Raw genomic sequence first — 13,235 nt, forward strand, 5'->3', positions numbered from 1 at the left:
CAGAGGCCCCCGGCTCACGCCGGGGGCCTCGTCGTTCGGTCGCCGCCTTCTACCTCGCGTTGCGCGCCAGTTCCAGGGCGTACTCCGGATACCAGTCGCCGGCCTTGGGCCCGCCCTTGCAGTCGCCGTCCGACTCCCCCGGGCGCTTGACCCACAGATACGCCTTCACCAGCGGGTCACCGGTCTTCGTGGTCGGCGGCTCACCGAGCGCGCGGCCCGGCGGGTTGCACCAGTTCTCGCCCGGATCGCCCTCCGTGTAGGGGCCGTTGCCGTTGCGGCTGGTGTCGATCACGAACGGCTTGTTGCCGACCTTCGCCGACAGCTTCTTGCCGAACTCCTGGCTCACGTCGGTCGGGAAGAAGTTGGAGACGTTGACCGAGAAGCCGTCCGCCTTGTCGATGCCCGCCCACTGGAGCGGCTCGAAGAGCGCGTCCGGCGACTGCCAGCCGGCGTTCCCCGCGTCCAGGTAGACCGTGGTGGCCGGCTGCTGCTTGAGCCGTTCGATGGCGCCCTTCAGCAGGTCGTACCGCTCCTCGTGGAACTCCTCGGGCGTGCACCCGTCCACCAGGTGCAGCAGCGCGTCCGGCTCCAGGACGACCGTGGCCCGCCGGTCGCCGATGCCCTTGGCGACCTTGTCGACCCAGTCCCGGTAAGCGTTGCCGTCCGCCGCGCCGCCCTTGGAGAACTGGCCGCAGTCGCGGTGCGGGACGTTGTAGAGGACCAGCAGGGCGTCCCGGTCGGCCTTCGCGGCGGCTTCCGTGTAACCGCGGGCCTCCTGCTCGGGGTTGTCCGGGCCGACCCACTCGCCGACGGGCTGTGAGGCGATCTTCTTGATCAGGCCGGCGTTCTCGTCGTCGCCGTCCTTCGTGTAGTCGGCGACCTGCTTGGCCGCGTTGCCGTCGGGGTTGACCCAGTACGGATCGGTCGCCTTGGGCTGCTGGCTCGTGGCCGGGTTCTTCTCGCCCTTGTCCCCACCGCCCGAGGAACAGCCCGCGACGAGCAGTGCCGCTCCCGCGGCCGCCGCGCACGCCGTCACTCGAAGACCGCGACCGGAATTACTGCCGTACATCCACTCCCCCTCGGTGCCTGTTCGTCGGAGCCGCCCCCCCAGGCGCCCCGCTCCTGCCCTGCCTGCCGCCCGCCTGCCCGGACAAGACCGGTCGAATCCATCCTGGCACACGGCCCGGAGCCGTACGGCCGCCCGTTCGCGTTCGTGTGCGAGCTGTGACAGCGGGGCGCCGGACAGGCTCCGCCGATACCGGATCAGCCATCGTGACGCGCCTCTTCCACATCGGTGAGGTACGCCGAGACCACCACGTTCGCCGTGTACGTACGGTTCTCGCGGTCGAAGGTCCCGCCGCAGGTGATCAGCCGCAGTTCGGCACGGTCCGCCTCGTGGGGGCCGTACACCTTCCGCGCGTCGAACCTCTCCCGCGAGTAGACCCGTACGTCGTCGATGGTGAACTCGGCGACCGAACCGTCGGACCTGGTGACCCGGACCTTCTCGCCGGGCCGGGCCGCGCTCAGGTCGTAGAAGACGGCCGGTTCGGTCCGGGTGTCGACGTGGCCGACGAGGAGCGCGGTGCCCGTGGCGCCTGGCCGGGCGCCACCGCCGTACCAGCCGACGGTCCCCGATTCCTCGTACGGCGGCGGCTCGACCGCCCCCGTCACGTCCAGGCCGCGCGAGACGACCGGCGCCTGTATGCCGACGGAGGGGACGTCCACGCGGCGCGGATCGGCGGGCTCCAGCGGGTCGCGGGCCACCGGGCGCTCCCCCGTCGGCCGGCCGACGGCGGCGATGTCGCCGGTCATGGGACCGGAGGTGCCGACGACGGCGTCGTGGCCCCAGCCCCAGAGGCCGAGCAGCAGGGAGGCGAGGGCGACCCCGGTCAGCAGTCGGCCGGATCCCGTCCGGCGGTCGGTTTCGGACATCTCAGCCGTCTCAGTCGGAGTCCCGCGCGGCGGAACGCTTCCGGCGCGCGCTGCGGATGGCCACGGCCACGGCGGCGACGCCGGCGAGGACGAGACCGATCACGGTGTGCGGGGTGCTGGGGCCGGCCTCGTCGGCGGCGGCCGTACTGATCGTCCGCCCGCCACCACCCGCCCGGACCGGCGCTACGGGCGAGGCGTGGTGCTCGCCGGGGTCGGCGTGTGCCCCGGGGGACCGGGGCTGGGAGGCCAGGGGCTGCCGGTCGGTCGGAGCGGGCTTCGGCTTGGACTCGGGCTTGGACTCGGGCTTGGTCTCCGGCTTGGCGGAGGGCCTGGCCGAGGTGGGCCGAAGCTTCGCTTCGGGCTTGGCGGAGGCCTTGGCCGTGGCCGAAGTCCTGGACTCGGGCTTGGGCTTGGTCTCCGGCTTTTCGGAGGCCGTGATGGAGGCCGATGCCTTGGGCTTCGGCTTCGGCTTGGGTTTCGCGGAGGCCGAGGCCGACGTCCTGGCGGAGGGCTTGGCGGAGGACTTGGTTTCCGGCTTGGCGGAGGGCTTCGGGTCGTGGTCCACCTCGAAGACCGCCGCACGCCCGTGCTCGTGCCCGTCGCACCAGACATCGACCGCGTACCTGCCGTCCTTCGCCGACGACTTGACCTTCGCCTCGCCCTGGAGCGGCGACTTCCGGTCGCCGCCCCGGCGGGCTCCGAGTTCGGAGTCGGCGACGAAGACGTCGGACCGCGCCGCCCCCGCGCGGGGGTTCTCGCAGCCTGTGACCTTGATCTTCACCTCGGCGCCGGGGCGCACGGGGGACGGCGTGACCGTCGCCTTCACGGAGTCATGGGCGTCGGCGGCGGTGGTAGCGAGGACGGGGACCGCCACCACGGCGGCGACCAGCCCTGCGGCACGGAGTGTGAGCAAGCCTGAACGCATCGTGAACCTCCTGACGAAGGAAGCCTCACCCGTCCGGCCGGATCCCGCATCCGCAGCGAGCCCGGAGAACCGTCGTATACAGCTGTGACCTGCGGATATTCAGTCAGATCCGGTCAGATCAAATCCACCAGATCGGCGATCGAGTCGACGATCGTGGAGGGCCGGAACGGATAGCGGTCGACATCGTCCGGCTTTGTCAGACCGGTCAGTACCAGGAAGGTCTCCATACCGGCCTCCAGCCCCGCCAGGACGTCGGTGTCCATCCGGTCGCCAATCATCGCGCTGGTCTCGGAGTGCGCGCCGATGGCGTTCAGCCCGGTCCGCATCATCAGCGGATTCGGCTTGCCCGCGAAGTACGGGGCCTTGCCGGTCGCCTTGGTGATCAGGGCGGCGACGGAACCGGCGGCGGGCAGCGGCCCCTCGGCCGACGGGCCCGTCTCGTCGGGATTGGTGCAGATGAAGCGGGCGCCGTCGTTGATCAGCCGGATCGCCTTGGTGAGGGATTCGAAGCTGTACGTGCGCGTCTCGCCGAGCACCACATAATCCGGGTCGTGGTCGGTGAGGATGTAGCCGATGTCGTGCAGCGCGGTCGTGAGGCCGGCCTCGCCGATGACGTACGCGGTGCCGCCGGGACGCTGGACGTCCAGGAACTTGGCGGTCGCGAGCGCGGAGGTCCAGATGTTGTCCACGGGCACGGCGAGACCCATCCGGGACAGCCGGGCCTGGAGGTCGCGCGGGGTGTAGATCGAGTTGTTGGTGAGGACGAGGAAGGGCTTGCCGGAGTCCCGCAGCCGCTTGATGAAGGCTTCGGCACCGGGGATGGGGATGCCTTCGTGGACGAGGACACCGTCCATGTCGGTGAGCCAGGACTCGATCGGCTTGCGATCTGACATGTGACGGACTCCTGCCGTACGCAGTGTGCTGGTGGCGCCGCGGGCACTGCTCCGTACCGCCCGGCGCCTCCAGCCTAATCAGGTGCCGATGATCGCGGGCCCCGGGAGGCACGGTCGGAGAGTGGTCTTCAGAAGGCCGGCCGTCCGTGCGGCCGCGCCCCTCAGTTGCCGGTGGCGGTCTTCCAGGCGTCGACGTACCCGTCGAGGCCGGACTCGATCTTCTCCCAGTTGGGTTCGAAGAGAGTGACACCGTCGATCAGCCTGGCCAGTTCGATGGCGTTCTCGTCGGTGGGTCTGATGTCCGTACGGGCGGGGAAGCCGCCGCCGATACCGCTGACCTGTCTCTGTGCCTTCTCGGTCAGCATGTAGTCGAGCAGCCTCTTGCCGTTCGCGCTGTGCGGGGCGTCCGCCACGACGCCGGCTCCGTAGTACATGGCGAACGTGGTCGGCTTGCCGCCCTCCTTCGCCGGGAACCAGATGGCGATGTTCGACAGGCTCTTGGACTGCTCGAAATTGGTCTGTACGTCGCCGTTCGCGACGAGGAGCTCGCCCTTGTCGACCTTGGGCGCGAGCTTGAAGGTGGAGGGGGTGGGGCCGACGTTGTTCTCTTCGAGCTTCCGCAGGTACTCCATCGCCGGCTTCTCGCCGCCGAAGTCGTTCATGGCCTTGATGAGGAGGCCCGTGCCGTCGCCCGCGACTCCCGGGGTCGAGTACTGGAGCTTGTCCTTGTACTCGGGGTCCAGCAACTCCTCCCAGGTGGCCGGAGGTTCCGTCAGTTCCTTCTTGTTGTATATGAAGCCGAAGTAGTTGTTCACGACCGACGTCCATCTGTTGTCGACGGACTTGCCCGAACCGTGCACCCGGTCCGAGCCCTTGGGGTCGTACGACGCCAACAGCCCCTTGTGCTCGACCAGTTGGATGTACGGCGGCAGGACGATGATGAGATCGGCGCGGGTGTCGTTCTTCTCGCTGTCCACCCGGTCCGCCATCTCGCCGGAACCGCCCTCCTCGTACTTCACCTTGATGCCGGTGTCCTTCTCGAAGTCGGCGAAGACCTCGTCGTACCAGCCGTCGCCGTCGACGCCCTTGAGCCCGTCGGCGCTGTAGACGGTGACGACCTTCTCGCCGGAGGCGACCGAGCCGTCGCCGCACCCGGCGAGCGAGGCGGTCAGGGCGAGGCTGCCGACGACGGCCGTGAGGGGTCTGCGACAGCTTCGAGAGGTGAGGGCGTTGCGGGAGTTGAGGGCGTTGCGGGGCATGACGGCTCGTATCTCCTAGCGGGGGGCGGCTCGGGACGGGGACGGGCTGCGTCCCGTACCTCTGTGCACCGACACGCCCGCTCACCACCCGTAGATCACATGGGGACCCGCGGAGATGGCGATGTCGAGGACCACGCACGCGACTTCGTGGGTCGCGGGGATGGTCGGACTCCAGAATCGCTTCGTTCAGGCCCAGGACGAGCATGAGAGTACCGCTCGCCGCACGCCCTGACTGCGCCCGCGCACGGATCAGGACAGGGTCAGCGGCGCTTGCGCGGGCGGCGGAGGCCGACGATCAGTGCGGCGCCGGCGACGACGAATACGACGGCGGCGATCGCGGGGCCGGCGAGGGAGCCGGAGCCGGTGTCGGCGAGTGCGCCGATGCCCAGCGGCAGTGAAGAGTCCTTGCGGCCTTCGGAGTTGGGGGCGGGGGCAGTGGTGCCGCGCGGTTCACCGGTGCCGGGTTCCTTCCCGCCCTCGTGGCGGGGGCCGGCGCTGGGGTCGCCGGTGCTGGTGCTGGTGCCGGGGTCTGAGCCGGAGTCCGTGCCGGGGTCCGAGCGGTGGTCTTGGCGCGGGCCCGTACCGCGTACGGAGAAGCGGTAGTCGTTCGACTCCCCCACCCAGTCGCCGTCACCGCCGCGCCGCTGCACCGTCGCCGTGTTCGCCACGACGCTGTTGGACACGGCGGCGGCCGTGAAGGCAAGCCTCGCGCGCACGGTGACGGTCTGTCGGCCCGGGACCGCGAAGCCGGGGAAGCCGCCTTCGAGGACGGCGATGGTCTCGTCCTCGTCGGACTTCTCCAGCGACATGGTCCGCCAGCGGCCCTTGTCGTCGGTGAGCTGGAGCCGGACCTGAGCCGCGGTGAGGGACCGGTGCCGGTCGCTGAGAACGATGACCGGGTGGATGTTGTGGCACGCCTCGGCGGTGCTGTTGGTGAGATCGATGGACCAGGTCTGCGGCGGGCCGCCGGGGAGGTACTCGTCCGGGCCGCCGTGGATGCGTGTGTCGATGGGAAAGTCCGGATCGGACGCCCTGCCGCAACTCGGCTGCCGGTCGGCCCCGGGCCCCGCCCCGTCGCCCGCATCCGCATCCGCATCCGCATCCGTGTTCCCGTCCTCGTCCTCGTCCTCGTTCGATACGGCGGCGGTCGCGGTCGCCGCGGGCAGCAACGGGGGCACGATGGTGCCGGCGGTGACACCGGCCGCCCCGATGACTGCGGTGACGGCGGTGACGAGGACGGGACGCAGTCGCATGGATCGCATGGGTGGGTGCCTTTGCTGATCGCGAAGCGGTCGGGCATGGAGGACACCCCCGACGCTGCCACGGTCCGGCGGCCGGCTCGTGAAGCCACATCCACCTCCGACCCGAAAATCACACAACCCCACCCCAACGGCCCCACTGCCGCCCCCCTGATCCACCACGCACCGCCACCCCCACCCGGCACAGCCACCCCCGCTGCCACACCGCACTCGGAGGCAAACCACCCATCACCCGCGTCAACAACCCTCCAGGTCAATACACCTAGCCCCCCACCGACACCCGCCCCCGCCCCCGCCCAAATACCCGCGCGTGACCGAACACCGGCGCCAGCACCAACTGCGCCGCCCCCTCCGCCACCGAATGCACGCCGCCGTCAGCCATCCCCACCGGCACCACAGGCCCCCGCGCCCGCTCCTCCAGCACCGCCCCGACTCCCGACACGAAGCGCTCCTCCGCCGCCGCGACCGCGCGCCCACCCAGCAGCACCCGGTCGATGTCCAGGAGCCCGACGAGATTCGCCGCCCCGGCGCCGAGCACCCGCGCCGCCTCCGCCAGGTCGCCGCGCGCGACCGCCGCCATGCAGAGCGCCTCGATGCAGCCGCGGTTCCCGCAGTCGCACGGCGGCCCGTCGAGCTGGATCACCTGGTGCCCGAACTCACCCGCCCCCGTACGGTCGCCCCGGTAGAGCGCGCCGCCCAGTACGAGGCCCGCGCCCAGACCCGTACCGAGGTGGAGGTACGCGAACGAGTCGCCGGGCCCCCGCAGCGCGAGCCCGAGCGCGGCGGCGTTGGTGTCCTTGTCCAGGACCACCGGCAGGCCGAGGCGGTCGGCGAGCGTCTCGCGCAGCGGAAAGCCGTCCCAGCGGGGAAAGCCGGTGACGCGCCCCAGTACTCCTGTCGCGTGGTCGAGCGGGCCCGGCAGGGCGACACCCACGCCCAGCAGCCGCCCCGGACTCGCCGCGCCGGGAGTCTCCGTGACGCGCTCCGCCTCCGCCCGTACCGACTCCACCTGCCCCGCCGCGGTCTCGACGACCTCGGCCGCCGCGGCCCCCAGGTCGAACGGTGCCGTACGGACCGCGACCGGGGTGCCCGCCAGGTCGACCACGACGGCCGTCAGCTCGTCGCGGTCCAGGTGCAGGCCCACCGCGTGCGCGGCGGAGGGGACGAGGCACAGGACGGTCCGGGGTTTGCCGCCGGTGGACGCCCGCTGGCCGACGCCGGCCGCCAGCCCCTCCGTACGGAGCCTGGCCGTGATCTTGCTGACCGCCTGGGGGGTGAGACCGGTGGATTCGGCGAGTTCGAGGCGGCTGATACCGCCCTCCCCCGCCGTACGGAGCAGGTCCAGCACCAGCGCGGAGTTGTGGCTGCGCAGCGACGGCAGGTTCGCACCGGTCTGCGGGCTCGGGTTCACGCCGGTACGGATACCCGCCGGTACACCCGCGCCCGCTTCCACATCCGCCCCGGCTTCCGCACACCCGGTCTCCGCGCCCGCATCCGCACCCACACCCGCCTCCACCCCCGCGCTCCCCCGTCCGCCGTCACTGTCCGACATCGCTGTCTCCACTGTCACCACTGTTGCCCACGGTGTCATTGTTCCCGGCGCTTGCACTATGGCAACACCGTTGCTTAAGTGGAACGCATGACTGGCACCGGCACCCCTCAGCGCGTCGCACTCGTGGGCTACGGCCTCGCGGGCTCCGTCTTCCACGCCCCGCTGATCTCCGCGACCGAGGACCTGGTCCTCGACACGGTCGTCACCTCGAACCCGGAGCGCCAGGCGCAGGCGCGCGCCGAGTTCCCCGGCGTCCGCTTCGCGGTGTCGCCGGACGAGCTCTGGGAGCGCGCGGACGAGCTGGACCTGGTCGTGATCGCGTCGCCGAACAAGACGCACGTCCCGATCGCGACCGCCGCCCTGAAGGCGGGCCTGCCGGTCGTGGTGGACAAGCCGATCGCCGGTACCGCCGCCGAGGCGCGCGAACTCGCCGCTCTCGCCGAGGAGCGCGGCCTGCTGCTCTCCGTCTTCCAGAACCGCCGCTGGGACAACGACTTCCTCACTCTCGCCCGCCTCGTCGCGGGCGGCGAGCTGGGCGACGTACAGCGCTTCGAATCGCGGTTCGAGCGGTGGCGGCCACAGACCAAGGGCGGCTGGCGTGAGTCGGGGGTGCCGGAAGAGATCGGAGGGCTGCTCTACGACCTGGGCAGCCATGTCGTGGACCAGGCGCTGGTGCTGTTCGGTCCGGCGGCGCTGGTGTACGCGGAGTCCGACGTACGCAGGCCCGGTGCCGCGGCCGACGACGACACCTTCATCGCGCTCACGCACACGAGCGGTGTGCGCTCGCATCTGTACGTCAGCGCCACCACGGCCCAACTCGGCCCGCGCTTCCGGGTACTGGGCTCGAAGGCGGGCTATGTGAAGTACGGTCTCGACCCGCAGGAGGCCGATCTGCGCGGCGGCAGGCGTCCCAACACCCCGGATTCCGCCGGGAACTGGGGTCTGGAGCCCGAGTCGCTGTGGGGCCGTATCGGGGCCGGCGAGTCCCCGGCGACGGGTGGCGGCCACCCGGTGGAGAACACGCCCGGCGACTACCCGGCCTTCTACGCGGGGGTCGCGCGAGCACTGCGCGAGGGTGCGCCGCCGCCGGTGACGGCGCACGAGGCAGCCGCGGCGCTCGACGTCCTGGAGGCGGCGCGCCGCTCCGCCCGCGAGGGTGTCACGGTCGCGATCGGAGCCTCGTCATGACGGCGACCCAGGACCGTCCCTTCCCGACGGTGGCCGAACTGGAGGCGCAGGACGCCCGGTTGGTCCTGCCGCACTTCACGTACGACGACGCGTGGGCGCTCGGCAGCCTGCTGGTCGAGCTGTCGCGTGAGCGCGAGGCGCCGGTCGCGATCGACATCCGCCGGGGCGCCCAGCAGCTGTTCCGCTGCGCGCTGCCGGGCTCGTCGGCGGACAACGACGCCTGGATCGACCGCAAGCGGCGGGTGGTCGAGCGGTACGGCGAGAGTTCGTTCCTGGTCGGTACGCGCTTCCGCGCCAAGGGCACCACGTTCGAGGACTCCTCGCGCCTGGACCCGGACCGGTACGCGGCCCACGGCGGCTCGTTCCCGATCACGGTGCGGGGCGCGGGAGTTGTCGGCACGGTGACGGTCTCGGGGCTCCCTCAGGAGGAGGACCACGCGCTGGTGGTGCAGGCCCTGGAGCGGACGCTGGCGGAGTCCGGGAGCTGACGCACCGCCGACCCGCACCACAGACCCGCACCGCCGACCCGCGTTCTCCCGGAGCTCGTTCAGGTCTTGATCTCGCGGAAGCCCGGCACGCTCGCGACGAGGAGCGTGCCGTCCCACAGCCGCAGCGCGTCCTCGGGGCCCGGCGTCTCCGTGACGACCGGGCCGAAGAACGCGTGCCGGGAGCCGGAGGGGTGGGTGACGGCGAGGACCGGCGTACCCACCTCTCCGACGACGAGGCCCATCGCTTCGTCGTGCGAGGCCCTGAGCGCAGCGTCGTGGTCGGTGGTCGGGCCCGCCTCGGCCAGTGCCACCGGCAGCCCGGCGGCGCCCAGGGCCTCGACGAGATCACCGATCCACTCCCGCCGCCCGCCGTCCTCGGCGGTCCACAGCGCGTCGTAGAACCTCCCGAGCGCCGTGTGCCCGTACGCCGTCTGGATCGCGGCGCAGACGCTGGCGGGGATCCAGAGGTACCCCTCCTCGTCGCCCTCGGGGTCGACGTCCCTGCCCTCGTTCAGCACCGAGAGGCTCATCACGCGCCAGCGGATGTCGACCGGGCGCTGTCCGGCGACGGCGGTGATCCACGTCGCGGTGACCCGGCTGAGCGGGCACGCGGGGTCGAACCAGAAGTCGACGGTCCGTCGCTCCGTGACCATCGGGTGCTCCCTCCCGTCGGTCCGACCCCGCCCAAGTCCCGCCGGGTTACGCGTCCTTGAGTTCCTGTCGCTGGCGCCCCAGGCCCCCGATCTCCAGCTCGACGACGTCCCCGGCCCGCAGGTACGGCTTCGGCTCCGGCTGCCCGAGCGCGACGCCCGCCGGCGTACCGGTGTTGATGACGTCACCGGGGTACAGCGTCATGAACTGGCTGACATAGCGCACCACTTCGGCCACCGGGAAGATCTGCTCGGCCGTCGTGCCATTCTGCTTCCGCTCCCCGTTGACGGACAGCCTGAGCGACAGCGCCTGCGGGTCGGGCACCTCGTCGGCGGTCACGAGCCAGGGGCCCAGCGGGTTGAACGTCTCGCAGTTCTTGCCCTTGTCCCACTGGCCGCCGCGCTCGATCTGGAACTCGCGCTCGGAGACGTCGTGGGAGACGGCGTAGCCCGCGACATGCGTCAGGGCCTCCTCCCTGGACTCCAGGTAGCGGGCGGTGCGGCCGATGACGACGGCCAGCTCCACCTCCCAGTCCGTCTTGACGCTCTTGCGCGGTACGAGGACGGTGTCGTCCGGGCCGACGACGGTGTCCGGCGCCTTGAAGAAGATGATCGGCTCGGTCGGGATGTCCGCGCCCGTCTCGCGCGCGTGGTCGTGGTAGTTCAGCCCGATGCACACGATCTTGCCGATCCGGCCGACCGGTGGTCCGGTGCGCAGTCCGGCCGGGTCGACGACGGGCAGCTCGCCGGACGCGGCGGCGGCCCGGATCCGGTCGAGCGCGGCCTCGTCGGCGAGCAGTGCGCCGTCGATGTCAGTGACGAGTCCGGACAGGTCCCTGAGGGTTCCGTCCTGGTCGAGCAGTGCGGGGCGCTCCGCGCCCGCCGTACCGACACGCAGCAGCTTCATGGTCTGTTCTCCCTCTGGTCGAGCGGATCGACCTGGTCGAGCGGGGGCCCGCCGACGGGTCGCGGCCATCGGCGGATCGGCTGATCCTCCAAGACATCCGATCACTCCGCAAGACCCCGTTCACACCCTGGACCACGACCGCCCCGCCACAGCGGCCGTCGCCCGCCCGCCCGCCTGCCCGCCCGCCTGCCCGCCTGCCCGCCTCGTCACGGCGACCGCCGCGCCTCGTCGGATGGCCTCCGGTCCGCGCCCGCGTCACGCCGCGGTGGCCAGCGCGCCCGCCGGGGCGTCCCGGTACAGGAAGGCCCGTTCGACCGCGGACCATGTGGTGCTCGTCACGACGTACAGCGCGGCTGCCAGCGGCACCACGCCCACTGTGATGAGCGTCGCGAAGGACATCAGCGGCATCAGCTTGGTCATGGCACCCATGCCTGGCATCTGCTGCCCGTCCGCCCCGGCCGTCGGCATCGGCATGGCGGCCATCTGGCGCTTCGTACGCCGGTAGTTGAAGGTGGCGACGGCCACGACGATCACGAAGAGCGCGACGTACACCAGGCCCGCTCCCCCGAAGATCCCGCCGTCGGCGAGCGCGTCCTTCCAGCGGTCGCCGAGCGGCGCGGCGCCGAGGGAGTGGCCAAGCAGTTCGTTCGGGCTGCCGCCGATCTCCCGGCTGGAGAAGAGGTGGTACATCAGGAAGAACGCGGGGATCTGGAGCAGGCTGGGCAGGCAGCCCGCGAGCGGGGAGACCTGCTCCTTCTTGTGCAGCTCCATGATCGCCTTCTGGAGGCGTTCGGGGTTCTTGGCGTGCTTCTTGCGCAGGGCGGCGATCTGCGGCGAGAGCTTGGTGCGGGCCTTCTGGCCACGGGCCGCCGCCCGGGAGAGCGGGTGGACCGCGAGCCGTACACAGGCGGTGAACAGGATGATCGCCGCGGCGGTCGCTCCGCCCTGGAAGAGGGGCTGGAGCAGGTCGGCGAAGTGCCCGACCAGGGAGGCGAAGCCGGACAGGAAGACGGACATGGGTGAGCCCTCCGAGGGTCTCGTCGTGCCGGAAGGAAGGCGCGGCGCGGGTGGTGCGGCGCGGCGCGGTTCGGCATGACGACCCGCGTGGGGGCCGATCGCTCGGGAGGTGGGGTCGGCGAAGGCCCTACGCGGTCGTCAGGAGGGGACGACCGGGCGCTCGTGGCCTGGTGCGGCCTCGCGCGTCGGGATCTCGCTGCGGCAGGAACGCCGTTCGTTGCTCGCGGTCGCGGATCGCCGTACGGACCCGGGTGGGCGGCACGGCGGGCGCGCACCGGGCCGAGATGACGGCGGCGGTGGCGAACGCGGTGGAGGCCGCGGCGGTGGCGGCGAGGGCGACGGCGGCGGAGAGGCTGCCGGCGTCGACGAGGAGGATCTGGGCGAGGCCGAAGAACAGGAAGAACAGCGGTGCGGCGGGGCGGGGCAGCCGGACGGCGCGTCGTACGGCGCGTCGGATCATGGCCTGTTCCCCTCGTCGTTTCCGTGCCGGGTCCTGTGCCGGATGGCGTGCCGCGGGCCTCTCAGGGCTTCGGCGCCCTCCAGCCGTTATACACGATCCGTTTCGACAGGCAGAAGCAGGCGTCGGGGCGCGAGCAGCGCCCGGCTCACCGGATTGTCCGGGTCCGGATCCAGTCCGCGTCCCGGCTGCATCTCCACGTCGTGCGGCGGTACGGCCGTCCCGCAGGCCGGGCACTGGCCGTAGGAGCCCAGTTCGGTACCGCACGCGGCGTGCGTGAACACCCGCATCGGCAGGACACCTTCGATGTGTTCGCGGCCCCAGAGCCCGAGGGAGCGCAGGACGGGCCAGAGCGCGAGGCCGCGCTCGGTCAGGACGTACTCGTCGCGCGGCGGCGACTCCTGGTAGCGCCGCTTCTCCAGGACGCCGGCCTGCTCCAGGCTCTTGAGGCGGGTGGCGAGGACGGCGCGGGGGACGCCGAGGTGGACGAGGAAGTCGTTGTAGCGGCGCACTCCGTAGAAGGCGTCGCGCACGACGAGCAGCGTCCAGCGCTCGCCGACGACCTCCAGCGCGCGGGCGATGGAGCACTGCTGCGTGGAGTAGTCCTTGCCGAGGGCCATGGGCCCACCTTAGCAAAATCAAGGTTCAATGAACGAACTCACCATGTTACCGTCGACCCATTCCTGAGTTCATTCACCGAACCCTGAA

At 71.4% G+C, this 13,235-nt stretch carries 14 protein-coding genes; 2 read left to right on the forward strand and 12 right to left on the reverse strand.

The window, feature by feature from the left end:
* Nucleotides 1-49: 49 nt before the first annotated feature.
* The 7 genes from SSPS47_RS10995 to SSPS47_RS11025 form a co-directional block, all read right to left on the reverse strand.
* Nucleotides 50-1,069 carry a glycoside hydrolase family 6 protein gene (locus tag SSPS47_RS10995; RefSeq protein ID WP_164250649.1) on the reverse strand — a complete coding sequence of 340 codons (1,020 nt, stop codon included), beginning with the start codon at nucleotides 1,067-1,069 and terminating at the stop codon, nucleotides 50-52.
* A 194-nt stretch (nucleotides 1,070-1,263) separates the two neighbouring features.
* On the reverse strand, nucleotides 1,264-1,932 hold the full coding sequence (locus SSPS47_RS11000) for a class F sortase (protein WP_164250651.1): 669 nt from the start codon (nucleotides 1,930-1,932) through the stop codon (nucleotides 1,264-1,266).
* Between the two features lie 10 nt (nucleotides 1,933-1,942).
* Nucleotides 1,943-2,857, reverse strand: coding sequence for a hypothetical protein (locus tag SSPS47_RS35290; protein ID WP_164250653.1), 915 nt, complete (start codon nucleotides 2,855-2,857; stop codon nucleotides 1,943-1,945).
* Between the two features lie 113 nt (nucleotides 2,858-2,970).
* Nucleotides 2,971-3,750: an HAD-IIA family hydrolase gene (locus SSPS47_RS11010; protein ID WP_164250655.1), complete on the reverse strand. Its 780-nt coding sequence runs from the start codon at nucleotides 3,748-3,750 to the stop codon at nucleotides 2,971-2,973.
* 161 nt (nucleotides 3,751-3,911) lie between these two features.
* The gene (locus SSPS47_RS11015) at nucleotides 3,912-5,009 is read right to left on the reverse strand and encodes a 2-aminoethylphosphonate ABC transporter substrate-binding protein (protein ID WP_164250657.1); all 1,098 of its coding nucleotides are present in this window, start codon (nucleotides 5,007-5,009) and stop codon (nucleotides 3,912-3,914) included.
* A gap of 260 nt (nucleotides 5,010-5,269) precedes the next feature.
* The gene (locus tag SSPS47_RS11020) at nucleotides 5,270-6,271 is read right to left on the reverse strand and encodes a hypothetical protein (protein ID WP_164250660.1); all 1,002 of its coding nucleotides are present in this window, start codon (nucleotides 6,269-6,271) and stop codon (nucleotides 5,270-5,272) included.
* A gap of 259 nt (nucleotides 6,272-6,530) precedes the next feature.
* Complete coding sequence (locus SSPS47_RS11025) at nucleotides 6,531-7,820, reverse strand: ROK family transcriptional regulator (RefSeq protein WP_164250662.1); 1,290 nt, start codon at nucleotides 7,818-7,820, stop codon at nucleotides 6,531-6,533.
* Nucleotides 7,821-7,907: 87 nt separating this feature from the next.
* On the opposite strand from SSPS47_RS11025, the gene SSPS47_RS11030 reads away from it, so the two are divergent.
* Together SSPS47_RS11030 and SSPS47_RS11035 are read left to right on the forward strand one after the other, a co-directional pair.
* Complete coding sequence (locus SSPS47_RS11030; RefSeq protein ID WP_164254508.1) at nucleotides 7,908-9,008, forward strand: Gfo/Idh/MocA family oxidoreductase; 1,101 nt, start codon at nucleotides 7,908-7,910, stop codon at nucleotides 9,006-9,008.
* Nucleotides 9,005-9,496 (forward strand): heme-degrading domain-containing protein, encoded by a 492-nt coding sequence (locus tag SSPS47_RS11035; protein WP_164250664.1) that lies wholly within the window; start codon nucleotides 9,005-9,007, stop codon nucleotides 9,494-9,496. Before SSPS47_RS11030 ends, SSPS47_RS11035 begins: the two co-directional genes overlap by 4 nt.
* Nucleotides 9,497-9,555: 59 nt before the next feature.
* On the opposite strand, the gene SSPS47_RS11040 is transcribed toward SSPS47_RS11035, so the two are convergent.
* The 5 genes from SSPS47_RS11040 to SSPS47_RS11060 form a co-directional block, all read right to left on the reverse strand.
* Nucleotides 9,556-10,149 (reverse strand): DsbA family protein, encoded by a 594-nt coding sequence (locus SSPS47_RS11040; protein WP_164250666.1) that lies wholly within the window; start codon nucleotides 10,147-10,149, stop codon nucleotides 9,556-9,558.
* Nucleotides 10,150-10,195: 46 nt separating this feature from the next.
* Nucleotides 10,196-11,053: a fumarylacetoacetate hydrolase family protein gene (locus tag SSPS47_RS11045; RefSeq protein WP_164250668.1), complete on the reverse strand. Its 858-nt coding sequence runs from the start codon at nucleotides 11,051-11,053 to the stop codon at nucleotides 10,196-10,198.
* A 255-nt stretch (nucleotides 11,054-11,308) separates the two neighbouring features.
* Nucleotides 11,309-12,070 carry a YidC/Oxa1 family membrane protein insertase gene (locus SSPS47_RS11050; RefSeq protein ID WP_164250669.1) on the reverse strand — a complete coding sequence of 254 codons (762 nt, stop codon included), beginning with the start codon at nucleotides 12,068-12,070 and terminating at the stop codon, nucleotides 11,309-11,311.
* Nucleotides 12,071-12,197: 127 nt separating this feature from the next.
* A complete protein-coding gene (locus SSPS47_RS11055) occupies nucleotides 12,198-12,530 on the reverse strand; it encodes a DUF6412 domain-containing protein (RefSeq protein WP_147875457.1) in 333 nt (110 codons plus the stop codon).
* Between the two features lie 86 nt (nucleotides 12,531-12,616).
* Entirely contained in the window at nucleotides 12,617-13,147 is a 531-nt protein-coding gene (locus SSPS47_RS11060) for a helix-turn-helix domain-containing protein (RefSeq protein ID WP_164250670.1), read from the reverse strand.
* Between the last annotated feature and the right edge of the window lie 88 nt (nucleotides 13,148-13,235).

It is taken from the genome of Streptomyces sp. S4.7 (assembly GCF_010384365.1).
GTDB lineage: Bacteria > Actinomycetota > Actinomycetes > Streptomycetales > Streptomycetaceae > Streptomyces.

What these genes read in the sequence shown, in the direction of transcription:
- SSPS47_RS10995 (WP_164250649.1), bottom strand. Translation starts at nt 1,069, where the DNA reads ATGTACGGCAGTAATTCCGGTCGCGGTCTTCGAGTGACGGCGTGCGCG.
- SSPS47_RS11000 (WP_164250651.1), bottom strand. Translation starts at nt 1,932, where the DNA reads ATGTCCGAAACCGACCGCCGGACGGGATCCGGCCGACTGCTGACCGGG.
- SSPS47_RS35290 (WP_164250653.1), bottom strand. Translation starts at nt 2,857, where the DNA reads ATGCGTTCAGGCTTGCTCACACTCCGTGCCGCAGGGCTGGTCGCCGCC.
- SSPS47_RS11010 (WP_164250655.1), bottom strand. Translation starts at nt 3,750, where the DNA reads ATGTCAGATCGCAAGCCGATCGAGTCCTGGCTCACCGACATGGACGGT.
- SSPS47_RS11015 (WP_164250657.1), bottom strand. Translation starts at nt 5,009, where the DNA reads ATGCCCCGCAACGCCCTCAACTCCCGCAACGCCCTCACCTCTCGAAGC.
- SSPS47_RS11020 (WP_164250660.1), bottom strand. Translation starts at nt 6,271, where the DNA reads ATGCGATCCATGCGACTGCGTCCCGTCCTCGTCACCGCCGTCACCGCA.
- SSPS47_RS11025 (WP_164250662.1), bottom strand. Translation starts at nt 7,820, where the DNA reads ATGTCGGACAGTGACGGCGGACGGGGGAGCGCGGGGGTGGAGGCGGGT.
- SSPS47_RS11030 (WP_164254508.1), top strand. Translation starts at nt 7,908, where the DNA reads ATGACTGGCACCGGCACCCCTCAGCGCGTCGCACTCGTGGGCTACGGC.
- SSPS47_RS11035 (WP_164250664.1), top strand. Translation starts at nt 9,005, where the DNA reads ATGACGGCGACCCAGGACCGTCCCTTCCCGACGGTGGCCGAACTGGAG.
- SSPS47_RS11040 (WP_164250666.1), bottom strand. Translation starts at nt 10,149, where the DNA reads ATGGTCACGGAGCGACGGACCGTCGACTTCTGGTTCGACCCCGCGTGC.
- SSPS47_RS11045 (WP_164250668.1), bottom strand. Translation starts at nt 11,053, where the DNA reads ATGAAGCTGCTGCGTGTCGGTACGGCGGGCGCGGAGCGCCCCGCACTG.
- SSPS47_RS11050 (WP_164250669.1), bottom strand. Translation starts at nt 12,070, where the DNA reads ATGTCCGTCTTCCTGTCCGGCTTCGCCTCCCTGGTCGGGCACTTCGCC.
- SSPS47_RS11055 (WP_147875457.1), bottom strand. Translation starts at nt 12,530, where the DNA reads ATGATCCGACGCGCCGTACGACGCGCCGTCCGGCTGCCCCGCCCCGCC.
- SSPS47_RS11060 (WP_164250670.1), bottom strand. Translation starts at nt 13,147, where the DNA reads ATGGCCCTCGGCAAGGACTACTCCACGCAGCAGTGCTCCATCGCCCGC.